The 15,935-nt window shown below is 37.5% G+C and carries 17 protein-coding genes; 7 read left to right on the forward strand and 10 right to left on the reverse strand.

Features of this window, described 5'->3' with window-relative positions:
• Nucleotides 1-352 precede the first annotated feature (352 nt).
• From ABIB40_RS19950 to hscA, 3 genes are all read left to right on the forward strand, one after another.
• Nucleotides 353-808 (forward strand): hypothetical protein, encoded by a 456-nt coding sequence (locus tag ABIB40_RS19950; protein ID WP_354361576.1) that lies wholly within the window; start codon nucleotides 353-355, stop codon nucleotides 806-808.
• A gap of 152 nt (nucleotides 809-960) precedes the next feature.
• Nucleotides 961-1,389, forward strand: coding sequence for a CBS domain-containing protein (locus ABIB40_RS19955; protein WP_354361578.1), 429 nt, complete (start codon nucleotides 961-963; stop codon nucleotides 1,387-1,389).
• 213 nt (nucleotides 1,390-1,602) lie between these two features.
• Complete coding sequence (hscA, locus tag ABIB40_RS19960) at nucleotides 1,603-3,468, forward strand: Fe-S protein assembly chaperone HscA (protein ID WP_354361580.1); 1,866 nt, start codon at nucleotides 1,603-1,605, stop codon at nucleotides 3,466-3,468.
• Between the two features lie 248 nt (nucleotides 3,469-3,716).
• On the opposite strand, the gene ABIB40_RS19965 is transcribed toward hscA, so the two are convergent.
• The 4 genes from ABIB40_RS19965 to ABIB40_RS19980 form a co-directional block, all read right to left on the reverse strand.
• On the reverse strand, nucleotides 3,717-4,952 hold the full coding sequence (locus tag ABIB40_RS19965) for a class I SAM-dependent methyltransferase (protein WP_354361582.1): 1,236 nt from the start codon (nucleotides 4,950-4,952) through the stop codon (nucleotides 3,717-3,719).
• Between the two features lie 264 nt (nucleotides 4,953-5,216).
• Nucleotides 5,217-6,260, reverse strand: coding sequence for a selenide, water dikinase SelD (selD, locus tag ABIB40_RS19970; RefSeq protein ID WP_502931074.1), 1,044 nt, complete (start codon nucleotides 6,258-6,260; stop codon nucleotides 5,217-5,219).
• A gap of 380 nt (nucleotides 6,261-6,640) precedes the next feature.
• Nucleotides 6,641-7,681, reverse strand: a complete 1,041-nt coding sequence (gene mnmH, locus ABIB40_RS19975) for a tRNA 2-selenouridine(34) synthase MnmH (RefSeq protein ID WP_354361586.1) — start codon at nucleotides 7,679-7,681, stop codon at nucleotides 6,641-6,643.
• A 137-nt stretch (nucleotides 7,682-7,818) separates the two neighbouring features.
• The gene (locus tag ABIB40_RS19980) at nucleotides 7,819-8,286 is read right to left on the reverse strand and encodes a DUF4293 domain-containing protein (RefSeq protein WP_354361588.1); all 468 of its coding nucleotides are present in this window, start codon (nucleotides 8,284-8,286) and stop codon (nucleotides 7,819-7,821) included.
• Nucleotides 8,287-8,444: 158 nt separating this feature from the next.
• Here ABIB40_RS19980 and truA point away from each other — a divergent pair, with 158 nt between their 5' ends.
• The 4 genes from truA (at nucleotide 8,445) to ABIB40_RS20000 (ending at nucleotide 13,445) form a co-directional block, all read left to right on the forward strand.
• Nucleotides 8,445-9,236: a tRNA pseudouridine(38-40) synthase TruA gene (gene truA, locus ABIB40_RS19985; protein WP_354361590.1), complete on the forward strand. Its 792-nt coding sequence runs from the start codon at nucleotides 8,445-8,447 to the stop codon at nucleotides 9,234-9,236.
• A complete protein-coding gene (locus tag ABIB40_RS19990) occupies nucleotides 9,237-11,003 on the forward strand; it encodes an ABC transporter ATP-binding protein (protein ID WP_354361592.1) in 1,767 nt (588 codons plus the stop codon).
• Nucleotides 11,004-11,141: 138 nt separating this feature from the next.
• On the forward strand, nucleotides 11,142-12,314 hold the full coding sequence (locus tag ABIB40_RS19995) for a carboxypeptidase-like regulatory domain-containing protein (RefSeq protein WP_354361594.1): 1,173 nt from the start codon (nucleotides 11,142-11,144) through the stop codon (nucleotides 12,312-12,314).
• 84 nt (nucleotides 12,315-12,398) lie between these two features.
• Nucleotides 12,399-13,445, forward strand: coding sequence for a DUF2157 domain-containing protein (locus tag ABIB40_RS20000; protein WP_354361596.1), 1,047 nt, complete (start codon nucleotides 12,399-12,401; stop codon nucleotides 13,443-13,445).
• 28 nt (nucleotides 13,446-13,473) lie between these two features.
• Here the strand turns inward: ABIB40_RS20000 and ABIB40_RS20005 are convergent, their stop codons facing one another.
• From ABIB40_RS20005 to ABIB40_RS20030, 6 genes are all read right to left on the reverse strand, one after another.
• A complete protein-coding gene (locus tag ABIB40_RS20005; protein WP_354361597.1) occupies nucleotides 13,474-13,773 on the reverse strand; it encodes a type II toxin-antitoxin system RelE/ParE family toxin in 300 nt (99 codons plus the stop codon).
• On the reverse strand, nucleotides 13,766-14,017 hold the full coding sequence (locus ABIB40_RS20010; RefSeq protein WP_354361599.1) for a type II toxin-antitoxin system ParD family antitoxin: 252 nt from the start codon (nucleotides 14,015-14,017) through the stop codon (nucleotides 13,766-13,768). Before ABIB40_RS20010 ends, ABIB40_RS20005 begins: the two co-directional genes overlap by 8 nt.
• 68 nt (nucleotides 14,018-14,085) lie before the next feature.
• Complete coding sequence (locus ABIB40_RS20015; RefSeq protein ID WP_354361601.1) at nucleotides 14,086-14,343, reverse strand: Txe/YoeB family addiction module toxin; 258 nt, start codon at nucleotides 14,341-14,343, stop codon at nucleotides 14,086-14,088.
• Nucleotides 14,343-14,597 carry a type II toxin-antitoxin system Phd/YefM family antitoxin gene (locus ABIB40_RS20020; RefSeq protein WP_354361603.1) on the reverse strand — a complete coding sequence of 85 codons (255 nt, stop codon included), beginning with the start codon at nucleotides 14,595-14,597 and terminating at the stop codon, nucleotides 14,343-14,345. Before ABIB40_RS20020 ends, ABIB40_RS20015 begins: the two co-directional genes overlap by 1 nt.
• Nucleotides 14,598-14,842: 245 nt before the next feature.
• A complete protein-coding gene (locus ABIB40_RS20025; RefSeq protein WP_354361607.1) occupies nucleotides 14,843-15,316 on the reverse strand; it encodes a VOC family protein in 474 nt (157 codons plus the stop codon).
• A 196-nt stretch (nucleotides 15,317-15,512) separates the two neighbouring features.
• The gene (locus tag ABIB40_RS20030; RefSeq protein ID WP_354361605.1) at nucleotides 15,513-15,746 is read right to left on the reverse strand and encodes a hypothetical protein; all 234 of its coding nucleotides are present in this window, start codon (nucleotides 15,744-15,746) and stop codon (nucleotides 15,513-15,515) included.
• Nucleotides 15,747-15,935 lie beyond the last annotated feature (189 nt).

Genomic DNA, 15,935 nt, shown 5'->3' on the forward strand with positions numbered 1-15,935 from the left:
GGCCTGCTAAATACTCAGCCACGATAACCTCTTTTTCTATTAATTTTTGCCCCATTTGTTTACATTTTAATGTAAACCTATTTTAGGACGAGACACGGAAGGAGTTTGTTGTCTACTGAGAAAAACTATTTCTGCTATTTTAAATTCCTTTTCAGAAGAAAAGAAATTTAAATAGGGAACTTGTTGTTTTGATTATCGACCGAGTCGAAGTTGGACGAATTAGACAGTTTGATTACTTTTTGATTTAATGAGCATGGGTAAAACACCTATCTTGTCGTTATCTACATTTAAAAAGATTTTAATTAACTTTAATCTTTAAAACAATCTAAGCATTCACACAAGCAACAACTTAATGACAACTAAACAACTAAAAACTGGAGGACTGTTCCTATTATTATCCATCGCTATTTTTGCCTGTAAAAAAGACAGAACTACTTCGGAACCAAAGGACGCTTTAGCGGGAGGATGGAGTCAAACACCAACTAATTTTAGCGGCACACAATTGTATTTTCAAACTGGAGGGAATTTTACGATGATGGTTAGAGACACGGCTTATTTGAATAAATACATTACTTTTAAAGGGAATTACTCAATTTTGGACGATAAGTTAAATGTGAACATAACTAGTAAAATAGAAACCGCCCCAAACGGTGAAATAAAAAACAGCATCCCATTAAATATTGTTTTATTCGACAATGACGAGTTCTCTATTGATGATTTCGTGCTGACGATAAATTACACCACATATCCGGCAGGCGTTCCAACTGCCACGACAACAAAATACGAGTTTTTATTTCCGTATGATTAGGAATATGATTTAGAGAAACTCTTAGCAAGTTTTTATCTTCGATACAAATACTGATTATCTATTAAGTATGCCCAAACTGCCCTCTAAAAAACAGTCCTTCCTTTTACAGAAATTATTTTCTAAATTGGTGCTTACCAAAAGCCCTGTAGATTATGAAAACTGTAAAACAACTTTTCGACACCAAAAAAGCTGCTATCTTTTCAGTAACCGAACATACTTCGGTTTATGATTCTTTGAAAATAATGACCGAGAAGAACATTTCTGCGCTACTAATTATGGATGGAGATAAACTTTTGGGCATTTTTACCGAAAGAGATTATGCCAGAAAAATTGTACTACAAGGCAAATCTTCAAAAGAAACGATGATTGCAGCAGTAATGACGGCCGATCCATTTGGCGTAAGTTTAAGTGACTCGATAGACAAATGTATGTCGATGATGACCGAAAAACACATCAGACACTTGCCGATCGTGGAAGAGGGCGAGGTAAAAGGTATGGTTTCCATCGGAGATGTAGTGAAATACATTATCGCTGATCAAAAAGAGACGATTAGCCATTTGGAGAGTTATATTAGTGGGTAAGTGGTTTAGGGGTTAGGCGGTTAGACGGTGAGTCGTTTAGAAGGTTAGACGTTTAGGGTTTATTTGGTAAGTGGTTTAGTCGATATTCTATGCTGCCTAGTCTTTGTTCCTTGCTCCTTGCTCTTCTAGATAGTTCCTTGTTTCATTCCATCTTTCTCAAATCTCAAGTCTAACATCTCATATCTTTCCCTAACTATTCCGTATTTTTGCGGCATGGCAAAAATATCTATCAATCTGGCTACAGGTGCTCTGCAAAAAGAAGAAATTATTGTGGGCATAGATTTGGGCACCACCAATAGTTTGGTTGCGTTTATTAACCCAGATGGAAATCCACAGGTAATAAATGATGCAGGAAAAGGTATTTTAGTTCCTTCTATTGTTCATTTCGACGAACATAATGTCGCATTAGTAGGTTCAGAAGCTGCATGTTTTTTGTTAACCGACCCTACAAACACTATATTTTCTGTTAAACGTTTGTTGGGCAGATCTTACAAAGACGTAGCTGAACACGCTGATGTTTTTTCCTACAAAATTATAGATGATGATAGCGATGCGCTGGTTAAGATCCAGGCCGGAAACAAGTTTTATACGCCAATAGAATTATCGGCAGAAATTTTAAAAGAGTTAAAAGCTCGTGCAGAACACGCCTTAAAAACGCCTGTCAATCGGGCGGTAATTACCGTTCCGGCTTACTTTAACGACAGTCAGCGGCAAGCCACCCGAGATGCGGGAAAACTTGCAGGTTTAGACGTAATGCGAATTGTAAACGAACCCACCGCAGCAAGTTTGGCTTATGGAATTGGCCTAAACCCGTCGCAACAAAAAACAGTAGTGGTGTATGATTTAGGCGGTGGAACTTTCGATGTTTCCATCCTACAGATCCAAAACGGAATCTTTGAGGTGTTGGCAACCAACGGCAATACGTATTTAGGTGGCGATGATTTCGACCGTGCCATTCTAAATTATTGGATAGAAAAAAACCAACTAAATTTTCAAGAAATTGCAAAAGATCACGTGTTGATGCAAACCTTGCGCCTTAAAGCAGAAAAAGCAAAGAGAGCGTTGAATGCACTCAGCCCACAAAGCTTATTCAATGAGCAAATTGGCGAAATTTGGTGCACGCTGGATAAAAAAACTTTTGACAACTTAATTGCCATTAAAGTTGAGGAAACAATTACGGCTTGTAAAAATGCGTTGAAAGATGCTGATTTAACCACCGAACAAATAGACGAAGTTATTTTAGGTGGAGGATCAACCCGTACTAATTATGTGAAAGAAAAGGTTGCCGATTTTTTTGGTAAAATTCCAAGAGACGATATTAACCCAGACGAAGTTGTAGCGTTGGGCGCAGCAATTCAAGCAGATGTTTTGGCAGGAAATCGCTCGGATATACTATTGCTAGATGTTACTCCCCTATCGTTGGGCATCGAAACCATGGGCGGTTTAATGGATGTTATCATCGGTAGAAATAGCAAAGTGCCAACCAAAGCTGGGCGTCAATACACCACCTCGGTAGACGGACAGGTAAATATGAAGATTGCTGTTTTTCAAGGCGAGCGGGATTTGGTAAAAGAAAACAGGAAACTTGCAGAATTTGAACTAAAAGGAATTCCGGCGATGCCTGCTGGTTTGCCAAAAGTAGATATAAATTTTCTACTCAATGCAGATGGCATTTTAACCGTTCACGCGGTGGAATTGAGGTCGGGCGTAAAACAAGAAATAGAGATTACGCCAAGCTACGGACTTAGTGATGAAACCGTAGAAAAAATGTTGCTAGACAGCATCACTCATGCTAAAAGCGATGTAGCTGAACGTATGATTGTAGAGGCGAAAACAGCTGCCGAACAACTTGTTTACACCGCAGAGCGATTTATTAGCAAGCACGGCGAATTTTTAACTGTTGCCGAAATTAGCGAAACCAATACTCATATAGAAGCGCTAAAAACTGCGCTCAAATCCTCAGATAAAGACATCATTCTTAATAAAACCGAAGATTTGAATGAATTTACCCGTCCGTTTGCGGAGCGCGTGATGGATAAAGCGATTGCAGGCGCGATGAAAGGGAAAAGGGTGGAGTAAATTTTGAATTCTAGAATATAGCTTGTACGTTCTAACTACTCGCCTAACCATCAGCCAATGTAGTTAACTTAAAGATTTCGTCATTTCGACCAAAAGGAGAAATCTCACAACTGGGACGGAATTCTATAACAAAATCTGCGTAGAAGACCTCCCCTTTCGTCGAGGAGACCGCCCTTTACTCAATGCCTCTTTTTCTGTTATAAAAGGATAGGAGCCGATTTCTGACTTCCGACATCTGACTTCCCTTTCTAGATCTCCAACAATCTTTCCAAATGATGATACCCAATACCGAAATATTCCTTACTTTCTTTAATTTTCTGTAACACTTCTGCTTGCCTCTCGCTTTCAGCTTTAGTCTTTAAGCTTTTGACTTCCTCACCTTTTTTCTTTGCTCCTTTATCATTGCTCCTAACCCCCACTATCAACACATTTTTAGGCGTATGGGCATCAGAAATAAATTCGAACACTTTGGTTTTATATCCGAAATATTCTAAGATTAAAGCGCGAATACCATCGGTAACCATCTCCGCTTGTCGCTCTAAAAAGATACCATGCTTGATTAAAAATGAGACATCGTTTTTAACTTTATGTCGCTCAATTTCTTTGCGAATTTGTTTATGGCAACATGGCGCAACCACAATCAATTCTGCATTTGCTTTTATGCCTTTAAAAATGGCATCGTCTGTTGCCGTATCGCAAGCATGAAGCGCAATCAAGAGATTTACATCCTTCGCATCGTAATCTTCTATCGTTCCCTGCACAAACTTTAGCTGATCAAAAGCTGATTTCTCAGCAACGTTATTGCATAAATCTACCATATCTTGGCGATATTCTACGCCAACCACCTCGCAATCTAATTTTAAAACCGTATGCAAATAATCATACAAAGCAAAAGTTAGGTAGCCTTTGCCAGAACCCATATCTGCAACTTTTTTAATCGTTCCCGCTGGCAATTCTTTAATCAATGAACTTAAAATTTCGATGTAATGATTAATCTGACGGAACTTATCTTGTGCATTTTTAAAAACATTTCCCTCAACATCGGTGATTTTTAATTCGGTTAGGTACGGTTTCGAATCAGCCTTAATTATCCTAACTTTTTTCTTATCATGTTGTGCAGATGGCGCTTCTTTGGTAGACGGAGCTAAAGTTCTAAAAATTACTTTTCCATTATTTAATTCCTCTAAAATAAAATCGTTTTGAATGGTAAAAAGCGTGCAGATTTTAAATCCTTCATTTAGGTGTTTGGAAATTAAAGCTATGCCCTCATCAATAACATAGTTTTTAACTACATCGCGGGCTTTGTACCTAAACGTAAATGCAAACTTATCTTCGGTTTTAATCAGCACTTTTCTAATTAAAATCTGCTTCAGTTCTGCTTCATCGCCATGGTAATTTCCCAACGAAATTTTCACAAAACTTCCCGAATTAAGGTTTTGATTCAGTATTGAAATAAATTCTTTTAGATATTCTTGAAAGGGCATAATTCCATTTTAAAAAACAAAGATACTAAAGTCGAGAAGCTAGACATCAGATTCTATGAGAAATGCAGACACTCGCCATCTTTGCGAGGAGGGACGACAGTTGATCCCGAGTTATTCGGGAAAGCAATCTTAAAACAAAACCACAAAACGGCCAATAAACTAACGAATTAGATTACTTTGTGCCTCGCAATAACTATTTAAGAGCTGTGATAGGCTTTATCTTTATTTCTTGCTCGTTCTCGTTGTTCCTTAGTCGAATTCAGCCTACGTCACTGTTATCAGCTCTTCTCCAACCCTATCGTTCAGCACGCCAAAAGAGACGCAACTTTCAGCGGCAATTCCTTGTTCTTTAAGTAAGTTTTCAAATTCTTCTGCATATTCTGGCAGTACGGCAACCAAAAGTCCGCCGCTGGTTTGTGGATCTGCCAAGATATGTTTTTGGCGATCGGTTATAGCTCCGATCTTATGCCCATAACTTTCCCAGTTTCTGTTTGTACCTCCCGGGATGGCTTTTTGCTCTAAATACTCATCTACAACCGCCAGTTTTGGCACTTTTTCAAAATCGATTGCTGCCTGTAAATTGCTGCCTTCGCACATTTCAGATAAATGGCCCAACAGACCAAATCCAGTAACATCTGTCATGGCTTTTACATAGTCCAATTTACCTATCACTTCGCCAATGCTATTTAACTTCGACATGGAATTTGGTGCGATGTTGGCATGTTCTGCTTTTAAAATCCCTTTTTTTTGTGCGGTTGTTAAAATGCCAACGCCCAAAGCTTTTGTAAGGTACAACTTGCATCCAGCGACAGCGGTAGAATTTTGCTTTAAATTTTTAATAGCTACAATGCCATTTACCGCCAGACCGAAAACCGGTTCTGGGCAGTCGATGCTATGACCGCCAGCAAGTGAAATTCCAGCTTCTGCACAGATGGAACGTGCGCCATCCATTACTTTTTGAGCAACTTCTGGCGCTAATTTACCTATTGGCCAGCCCAAAATCGCAATCGCCAAAATAGGCTTTCCACCCATAGCGTACACATCAGAAATGGCGTTTGCAGAGGCAATCCGTCCAAAGTCGAAAGGATCATCTACAATGGGCATAAAAAAATCTGTCGTAGAAATCAAAGCTGTTCCGTCGCCTAAATCGTAAACTGCAGCATCGTCTCGCGTGTTGTTTCCAACCAGCAAATTCTTATCAGCTTCGTATTTTATTTGACTATGTAATATGGTGTCCAAAACTGCGGGAGATATTTTACATCCGCAACCGGCACCGTGAGAATATTGGGTAAGTTTAATTTTTTCCATTAATTTTTTATACATTCTTAGAGCCAGTTTAAATTTTACAGTTTTATTTTTTTACCAAAAACACCCTCCACTTTACCCAATACTGTCCTATCCGGACTGGAGTCCTACTTTTTTCTTGACAAAAAAGTAGCAAAAAGTCAAGGCTGGCATCCCTTTGGGTAAAAATTCGCCAAGCTGTTTAATATCGATGATTCGAGGCCTTTCCTTTGCTTTTTCCTACGCGCGGCTGCGAATCCTCTTCGGAGTCGTAACTCGTTAGGTCTCTGCAAGCAGCTTTAGGCGTTTTTTTCTCCAAACTGCTGCTAGGCCGACCCCCACCGAGTTGGCCATAACAATTTTATTTATCCAAATTTAAACAGGTACTAATTTCAAAAAAAAATCTAATCCTTATTTTTCTTGGCACAATTTACCAGTTCTACAATTGCTTTTGCATGGTTTTCTGGTGAGATGCTTTTAAATTCAATGTGTTCTATTGTTTCGCTTCTGCGAGAATTTAAACCCTTTAAATAAGCCTTATCATAATATACCAATACTTTTTCTATAAAATCTTTCGTTCTGCCCTCGTCTATAGCCTGTAAGGTTTGCTTAGTTTCCAATGGCCCAAGTCTCTTTGCAATTCCCAATACGGCAGATTTTAAAAATTCGGGATCTAAAATGCCATACTTCGTATCTAAAAATTCTATGCGTTCTTTCTTCGGAATTTGTATTTTTAAAACCAAAGCTTGCCGCATCTGTTCCCAAATGGGCTTAGGGATTACTCTTTTTCCAATCAATACACTTTCATCTTCCAACCAAATAGGTTTATTTAAATCCATGCTTTGGAGTTGTGCGCCGAGGAGATTTTCAAACTGTTCTTGTGAAGGTTGAATCAATGTTCCCATCGACCCAAACGAAGAGCCTTGATGCTGCGCCAAGCCTTCTAAATCGATGACCTGCTCGCCCAGTAATCCCATCTCTTGTAAAATTTCTGTTTTTGCTGACCCTGTGCTTCCGCTCAAAATTTTAAAGGGATATTGTTTCGGAAAGGAATCTAAAGCCGCGCGCCTAAAGGCTTTGTAGCCACCTTTTAATGTGGCTACCTCAAAACCATATAGATTAAATGCCCAGGCCATTGCACCGCTGCGCATTCCTCCACGCCAGCAATGCACCAAAATCTTCTTTTCGGGTGCAAATCGTTCTGCTTCTCTTATAAAATCTGCCCATTTACCTCCAACAAGTTCAAAGCCCAACAAAATGGCGGCTGCTCTACTTTGCTGTTTGTAGGCGGTTCCAACAAGAACCCGTTGTTCATTGGTAAAAATCGGAAGATTTATCGCACCGGGAATATGTCCTTGCTCAAATTCTAAAGGCGTACGCACATCTACAACAACCGTACGTTTTGCATTTTCTAAAAACTCAGGAAGATCTAAAACTTGTTGCATTTTTCTTTTCTAGGCTTTTAATCTCCCAACGATGGTTTTAGAGGCAATGATGGCGCTTTATCTTTAATCTTTGCTCCTTAATCTTTGTTCACTTAACCTTAATCTTCGTTCCCTTAACCTCAGCCTCAGTTTCAACCCTACCTCAACCTTTCTGCAGAACGGATAAGTTTTTCGTCCTTATTTATCCCAGAAATGGCAAAAATGCAGCATAAAATAGAAAATGCTGGCAAATAAGCTGCGAAATCGAAATGCGCATTTGCAATTCCTCCCGGTAGGTTTTCTGCAAAAATAGTACACCAAAAGGCGAAGGCCACAATAAGTAGAATAGAAACTATTGCAATGCGTTTCTGCATTTTTCTGCGCTTAAAATTAAAAATATTAATGAAGCAAAGCAATCCGATTATTATGTTGGTGATGAACAAGGGCGTAAAAGCTTCTTTTAAAGTTCCAACTCCTGGTCGTCCCACTACATCTTGGTACAGACCCGTGGTGTGCAAGCTGGTTTCGGTGGTTTTAACCTCGACAGTTAAAATGGGCAAGAACAACATCAAAATTAGTGCAATAGTTGCCAAGAAAAGCCAAATAGATTGTATACGTTGTATCATGTTCGTTTAATCGTAGCCACAAATTTAGTTAAAATATTGTTTTTACAATTTAATTTCAGCGCATCAGTATAGGCAAAGAAATATTTACAGTCGAAATAGATTAAATTTAACAGGATTGGCAGCGCTAATAAAATGAAAAAGGTATTTTTGCCATCGCTTTGCATAAAAAAAGATATTTCATACAACTGGCATACAACGGCACTTTATACCATGGTTGGCAAACGCAGCCTAATGCAATTGCTGTGCAAGAAGTATTGGACAAGGCCATGTCGATTTGTTTTAGGCAGCCTATAGCAACTTTAGGTTGTGGCCGTACAGATGCTGGAGTTCATGCGAGCGACTTTTATGCGCATTTTGATGTGCTTGATTTGGAAGAAGAACGAGTGCTCAACTCCCTAGACAGTATTAATGCATTGTTGCCTTATCAAATTGCGGCAAAAAATTTAATTTTGGTAGAGGAAACCGCACATGCCCGGTTTGACGCAACATCTCGCACTTACCAGTATTTTATTCATTTTAGCAAAGACCCCTTTAAGCTAGATAGCTCTTGGCTTTTAAAAGATAGGCTGGATATTGAGCAGATGAACCTTGCTGCCGCAGAACTGTTAAAACATGAGGATTTTTCTTGCTTTAGCAAATCGAATACGCAAACCTTTACCAATAATTGCAACATAAAATTAGCAGGTTTCGAAGAATTGCCAGACAAAAGCTTGGTATTTACCGTTACCGCCGATAGGTTTTTACGCAACATGGTACGGGCAATTGTTGGTACATTAGTGCTTGTTGGCAAAGGCAAATTAGACGCGGGAGACCTAAAGAAAATCATCGAAAGCAAAAACAGAAGCAATGCAGGCCAATCTGTGCCGGCTTGCGGATTGTTCTTAACAAAAGTAGAATACCCATATTTGGGGCAAAGTAACGAGAAAACCACAAAAAAGGAGCAAGCGTAAATGGCAACGGGCGATGTATACAATGCAGGTTTACTAAAACGTATTTTCGAATATGTAAAACCTTACCGTAGCATTTTTGCTTGGTCTATTTTTTTAACCATAGCCATGGCTGCGGTATCGCCCATAAGACCTTTCTTGATAAAATACACGTTAGATAAATACATTTTAACAGGCAAATACAACGGTTTATTGCAAATGACCATTGCAATGATTGTTATTCTCTTACTACAAACCCTTATCCAATACAACCAAACGTACTTAACCAATAGTTTGGGGCAATCGGTAATTAGAGATTTGCGCGTGAACGTCTTCAATCACATTACCAAACTAAAGCTTAAATTTTTCGACAAAACGCCTATTGGTCAGCTGATTACCAGAACTGTGTCTGACTTGGAAACCATTTCCGACATTTTTTCTGAAGGCTTGATTTCTATGGTTGGCGATAGTTTACAGGTGGTAGTAATTATTGCGGTAATGTTCTACACAGATTGGGAGCTGAGTTTGGTAATGCTTTCGCCAATTCCTTTGTTAATTGTGGCAACAAGGGTTTTTCAAAAAGCCATAAAAGTTGCTTTCCAAGAAATTAGAACCGAAGTTGCCAACCTAAATACGTTTTTGCAAGAACACATTACGGGCGTTGCCATCATACAGTATTTTGCCAGAGAAAGGCAAGAATATAAGAAGTTTTATGCCATAAATAAGCGTTACCGCGATGCCAATGTACGCTCTAATTGGTATTATTCTATATTTTTCCCTGTGGTAGAATTAATTTCTGCATTATCTATGGGCTTGTTGGTTTGGTACGGGGCAAAAAGTATTTTGGCAAAGCCGATGGATGTAACCCCAGGAACCATAACCCAATTTATCATTTACCTTGGGATGGTTTTTACCCCAATTCGGCAGCTTGCAGATAAATTTAACACCTTGCAGATGGGTATGGTTGGTGCCGAAAGGGTTTTTAAAGTATTAGACACCGATGAGCGTACGCCAAATTTAGGCCTTGAAAAGCCTAAAAAGCTATCTGGCAATATTAATTTTAAACATGTTTGGTTTGCTTATGTAGAAGATCAATATGTGCTTAAGGACATTACCTTCGAGGTTAAACCTGGAGAAACCGTTGCGCTGGTTGGAGCAACCGGGGCTGGGAAATCATCTACCATAAACATTTTAAACAGGTTTTACGAAATCCAGAAGGGAGAAATTACCGTGGATGGAATTAGGATAGAAGATTTTGATATCGATTACCTGCGGAGCAATATTGCCACGGTGTTACAAGATGTTTTTCTGTTTTCTGATACCATTTTAAACAACATTACACTAAACAACCCAGAGATTGGATTAGAAGAAGTTATCGCGGCAGCAAAAAAGGTAGGTGCGCATCATTTTATAGAAAAACTTCCGGGCGGCTATCATTACAATGTAATGGAGCGTGGCGCAACGCTATCAGCCGGACAAGCGCAACTCATCTCATTTATTCGTGCCTTAGTTCACAATCCGGCCATCTTAGTGTTAGATGAAGCAACCTCATCTGTAGATACCGAAACCGAAATGCTTATTCAGCATGCCATAGATAATTTAATGCGGGGAAGAACTTCCATTGTTATTGCGCACCGATTGTCTACCATCCAAAAGGCAGATAAGATAATAGTGCTAGAAAAAGGAGAGATTATGGAGATGGGCTCGCACCAAGAATTGCTTAAAATAGATGGTTATTATAAAAAACTCTACGACCTGCAATTCTCTTCAGAAGGAATAGCGAAGAATTAGATGGGGTTAGAATTTGGCTTGCGCTTATAAACCGTTTGACAATTTTTTTATTCTTCTTTTTCTGCTTAAATTCAACTTCTAATTGGCATTTTTGCGATTTTATCGCTGAGGCAAATAACAGCTCTTAATTAAATCTAAATGAAACATCTTACCCGCCTACTTTTTATCTTGACTGTTTTTATAAGTGCTAATGCGCTTGCGCAAGAAGCCTACACAATCTCTGGAATTGTTATAAATAAAAAGCAAGAGCCAATAAAGAATGCTACCGTATTTATTAGCGGTTCTAAAAAAATAACAGCAACAGATGCAAACGGGCGGTTTACATTTGATGGAATGACAGCGGGCAACTACCAAATTTCGACGAAAATGTTGGGATATGACGCCCCTGCACAAGCAATTACCATTCATGATAGATCGGTTAGTATTACAATTAGCCTCTCAGCAAAATCCATAACCTTAAACGAAGTTAATATAGGTACTGATAAAAATCGAGAAAGATTTTATAATATGTTCAAAACTCAATTTTTAGGAGGATCAAAAGATGCAAAAAATTGCACGATATTAAACCCAGAAACTATCGATTTTTCTAGTAAAGGCGTTGGACCTGACGATATACTTTTAAAAGCCAATGCTAGTGATTTATTAATTATTAAAAATGAGCAATTGGGTTACAAGATAAAGTATCTGCTCAGGTCTTTCGAATATAATTCTAAAACACACATTACTTTTTACGATGGAGACACCAATTTTGAGGAAATGGCTGGCACCGATGAGCAAAAAAAAGTATGGGCAACAAATAGGCTTGCCGCCTATAACGGTTCCTTGATGCATTTTTTGAGGTCAGTATATTCGAACACAGTTTTAAATGAAGGTTTTATTGCCAACCAAATGGTAAAAAGCAGAAACTCTTTCGATCCAAAGATATATATGATTCCGACCCCTGTAAAGTTCGATACCTTAGTTACAAAAATAGACACCTCCTTTATTTCATTCAAATTTACCGCATTAAACATCGTTTATAACCCCAAAGAGGTTGTTCGTTTAAAAGACAAAGAACTTAAAATACAAAAACAGACAAACCATACTACCGCTGAGAAACCAAGCGGTAAAGATGCCTTAGTAAACATTACCGAAATCAAGAAAAGTTCTCAATTATTCTTGTATTTAAAAGAGGCCGTAATTGATGCTAGAGGTAGTGTTTCTACTGGATATAAAACTTTTTTAATTAGAGGTAACTGGGCAAATAAACGTATTGGCGAACAATTGCCATTTGAATACCTGCCGCCAAAACTAACGTTAACCATTAATTAATTGGATGTTAATTGCGCTTGCCCGGAAATAAACGACAACTCTTCCGAGAAATAGTAAATTGCTATCTTCGTTCCTATAACAACCATGCAAATAGATAGAGAGAAGAGCGAGTTTTTAGATGACACCATCGAGCAATGGCAGCGCGAAGGATTGATTGACTATGGCCTTGCAAATCAGTTGAAAAAAAGTTACGAAGCTAAAAACTTCGACTGGCTACGCTTAGCACAATATGCTTTTTGGGTTGCGCTAGCTTGTGGATTTATTGCTTTAGGCGCGCTGTTGATAGACAATTCTATTCTAACAGAATTGAAAAAATTATATGACACGCCAGACATTGTCATCTCTATTATTTCTGCTGCAGTAGCCGCTTGGCTGTATATTTTAGGATTTAGGAGAAAGAAAAAGTTAGCACATTTAAGGTTTAGCAATGAAGCCATTGTGCTTGCTGCCATTTTGTTTACCGCCAATGCAATCGCCTATTTTGGTAAATCGCTCGGCAGCAGTTCTACAAATTTCTCTATGCTCATTTTAATTTCTGTATTTGTATATGGCGTTTTGGGTTTCTTTTTTAATTCTCGCCTCATCTGGATTTTCGCTCTATTATCGTTCGGCGCATGGTTTGGTACAGAAACAGGTTATTTAAGCAGGTGGAATTTTTACTTTTTGGGGATGAATTACCCACTCAGATTTGTCTTTTTCGGCGCTATCTTAACTGCCTCATCATTTTTAATGAAAATGTTTGTTAAAAGCCGACCTCATTTTCAGGTAACGTACATAGCCGGAATGGTTTACCTGTTCGTTTCGCTGTGGCTTTTATCTGTGTTTGGCAATTTCGCCAGTTTAGAAGAATGGTATAAAATAAGGCAGATCCATTTGTTTTATTGGGCAGTTATTTCTGCCGTGGTGTGCCTTGCAAGTACCTGGTATGGATTAAAAAAGAACGACGAGATTGCCCGAGAATTCGGAATCACTTTCCTTTTTCTAAACCTCTACACCCGCTACTTCGAATATTTTTGGGACAGTTGGCATAAAGCATTATTCTTTGCTGTGCTCGCAGCTTCTTTTTGGTTGATAGGCAGAAAAGCCGAGAAAATATGGAATGGGGAGTTTTTGAAGGCTGGAGACAGGTAGGTTTTAAATTAGATTTTCTTACCAAACCCTATTCGGCTGTTCTTTCTTTCAAGTCCATTTGTTCGTGTAATATTCTGATAACTTCAACTTCGTTTTCTGAAATCAGATGATAGAATATGATGTGTTTCCCAGATTTCACTCCAAGTAAGCTTCTACTTATTCCACTATACTTTTTCCCAAGGCTTGGATTTTCTCCAATTTCTTCACAAGCAAATTTTATTGCCCCATAATATAAATCTGCTTGTTTTTGAGACCATTGCTCAAAAGTATATTTCCAAATACTATTCAAATCATCAATTGCTTTTTGCCTAAGGATAACTTTAGCCATTCTTTCTTTTTCCGGCTTTCAATCTTTCAAGGTTTTCGGCAAAATTGAAATTTTCAACTCGTGGACTATCTAATCCTTCTTGAATGGCTCTTTTTAAAGCAATCACTTTGCTTTCTTCCTCTTCTAAAAGTCTTAATCCTGCGCGTATAACTTCGCTAACATTTTTGAATCTTCCTTCGCTTATGCTACTTTGAACGAATTGATCAAAATAATTTCCGAGTGATATTGATGTATTCTTATTCATCTGATCGCAATTATAATCAAATATACCAAAAACTAATATTTATTGAGGCCTAAATTTCAACTAAAAAATCAATCATAATGATATCTACACTTGGCAATCAGAATTTGGTCTTCTTCATATTTGTAAATAAGCCTATGTTCATCATCAATCCTTCGCGACCAATATCCGGCATATTTATACTTTAGAGGTTCGGGTTTTCCCAACCCTTCAAATGGAGTCCTTGAAATGTCCTTTAATAATTCATTTATTTTCTTGACTTTCTTCTTGTCAACTTTTTGCCAGTATAAATAGTCTTCCCAAGATTCATCAACAAATATATATTTCATTATACATCGATTAAATCTTTTGTAAATGAATTTCCCTTTTTTAACTTTTCGATTGCGTTGTCTAATCTTTTTTCGTTTGCTCGTGACGACATTTCGTAATTCGTTGCAATTAAAGAATTATACTCCTGTAATGACATCACAACAATTCCAGAATCTTTTCCTCGATTGATGATAAGCGTTTCGAAATTTTTTGCGACGCGATCAAAATAAGATTTGATATCTTTCCTGAAATCTGAGATATTTGCGACTACCATTATTCTATATTTTGTACAAATATACGTACAATATTTATTAAAAGGCGTTGCAGATACTAAATTTTAAAGAGCTATCTGTTTGTGCAGAAATTGCGTAGTCCACAGAACCATTGTCGTACCGCACCAAATTAAGTAAATAACGGATTGACTAAAGTAAACCAATGTCAGCCATTTTATACAAATTCGCTATTAATGGTTAGTCGTTCTTTTGGCCATTTTTCGACACCATTTCAATCTATTCATTATTAGTCGATAGCTTCCCACAATTGAACTTTATTTCCTTCTTCATCTAAAATATGAATAAATTTCCCGTAGTCGTAAATTTCCATTTTATCCACAATTGTTACACCCTCTTTTTTTAACTCTTCAACAAGTGCTATCAAGTTTTCAACCCGATAATTTATCATAAAATCTTTTGTCGACGGCTCAAAGTATTTTGTGTTTTCGGCAAATGGTGTCCATTGTGTTTGAGCTTTCTTTGTGTTGTCTGCACCTTCATACCATTCAAAAGTTGCACCGTAAGGATTTGTTTCTAATCCAAGATGTTTATGATACCATTCTGTCATTTTTTTCGGGTCTTTGCATTTGATAAAAATGCCCCCAATTCCTGTTACTTTTTTCATTTTAGTGTTGTCTTTATTTGCGGTAATTGATTTGAAAGCAAAACCAAGAAAAAAAGCTGTAGCAAGTGTCAATGTTATTAATATTGTTCTTTTCATTTGTTCCAAATTTATTATAGGGATTTCCTACTGTCTTTTGATTTTCGACGCTCACCGCTAACGTTGTTGTATAAGCTTACTTGAGTGTTTATACACATAATTTAGTAAATAAAAACACGAACGGAGAAATTCCGAAGGAATTTCCCAAGTGAGCAAGAACTAGCAATTAAGTCTATACGGGGTCGGCGTAGCTTTTTTATTCATCAATATTTTTCATCATTAATTCAATAATTTGATTATAATATTCGTTTCTTTTTTTTGGTTGTCCAATGATAAGTTTATGATTCAGATTATCAGAAACATTACACCATTCTATTTTTCCGCTGTTAGTAATTATGGCTACTCGCTTCTCTATTTCAACTTCTCTTTTTATTACAAGATTTTCAAAAGTAACTTTACTTAAATCAATATATGATAAGTCAAATTTCAAAAAATTAACAATAGATTCTTTTTCAATGGAATTTTCTATTTTCTGAATTAAGTCATTTGTTATTTTTCTGAACTGATCAATAGTTAAATTAATATATCGAGTTACTTACTTAGGCACTACAATAGATTTCCAACCAATATGTTGATGTTTTATCATTCTTTTAAATAGATTATCAAAGATTGTCTCTTT

The sequence above is a fragment of the Pedobacter sp. UYP30 genome, from assembly GCF_040547165.1.
In the GTDB taxonomy this organism is placed as follows: Bacteria; Bacteroidota; Bacteroidia; order Sphingobacteriales; family Sphingobacteriaceae; genus Pedobacter.

What these genes read in the sequence shown, in the direction of transcription:
- ABIB40_RS19950 (WP_354361576.1), top strand. Translation starts at nt 353, where the DNA reads ATGACAACTAAACAACTAAAAACTGGAGGACTGTTCCTATTATTATCC.
- ABIB40_RS19955 (WP_354361578.1), top strand. Translation starts at nt 961, where the DNA reads ATGAAAACTGTAAAACAACTTTTCGACACCAAAAAAGCTGCTATCTTT.
- hscA (WP_354361580.1), top strand. Translation starts at nt 1,603, where the DNA reads ATGGCAAAAATATCTATCAATCTGGCTACAGGTGCTCTGCAAAAAGAA.
- ABIB40_RS19965 (WP_354361582.1), bottom strand. Translation starts at nt 4,952, where the DNA reads ATGCCCTTTCAAGAATATCTAAAAGAATTTATTTCAATACTGAATCAA.
- selD (WP_502931074.1), bottom strand. Translation starts at nt 6,260, where the DNA reads ATGGAAAAAATTAAACTTACCCAATATTCTCACGGTGCCGGTTGCGGA.
- mnmH (WP_354361586.1), bottom strand. Translation starts at nt 7,681, where the DNA reads ATGCAACAAGTTTTAGATCTTCCTGAGTTTTTAGAAAATGCAAAACGT.
- ABIB40_RS19980 (WP_354361588.1), bottom strand. Translation starts at nt 8,286, where the DNA reads ATGATACAACGTATACAATCTATTTGGCTTTTCTTGGCAACTATTGCA.
- ABIB40_RS19990 (WP_354361592.1), top strand. Translation starts at nt 9,237, where the DNA reads ATGGCAACGGGCGATGTATACAATGCAGGTTTACTAAAACGTATTTTC.
- ABIB40_RS19995 (WP_354361594.1), top strand. Translation starts at nt 11,142, where the DNA reads ATGAAACATCTTACCCGCCTACTTTTTATCTTGACTGTTTTTATAAGT.
- ABIB40_RS20000 (WP_354361596.1), top strand. Translation starts at nt 12,399, where the DNA reads ATGCAAATAGATAGAGAGAAGAGCGAGTTTTTAGATGACACCATCGAG.
- ABIB40_RS20005 (WP_354361597.1), bottom strand. Translation starts at nt 13,773, where the DNA reads ATGGCTAAAGTTATCCTTAGGCAAAAAGCAATTGATGATTTGAATAGT.
- ABIB40_RS20010 (WP_354361599.1), bottom strand. Translation starts at nt 14,017, where the DNA reads ATGAATAAGAATACATCAATATCACTCGGAAATTATTTTGATCAATTC.
- ABIB40_RS20015 (WP_354361601.1), bottom strand. Translation starts at nt 14,343, where the DNA reads ATGAAATATATATTTGTTGATGAATCTTGGGAAGACTATTTATACTGG.
- ABIB40_RS20020 (WP_354361603.1), bottom strand. Translation starts at nt 14,597, where the DNA reads ATGGTAGTCGCAAATATCTCAGATTTCAGGAAAGATATCAAATCTTAT.
- ABIB40_RS20025 (WP_354361607.1), bottom strand. Translation starts at nt 15,316, where the DNA reads ATGAAAAGAACAATATTAATAACATTGACACTTGCTACAGCTTTTTTT.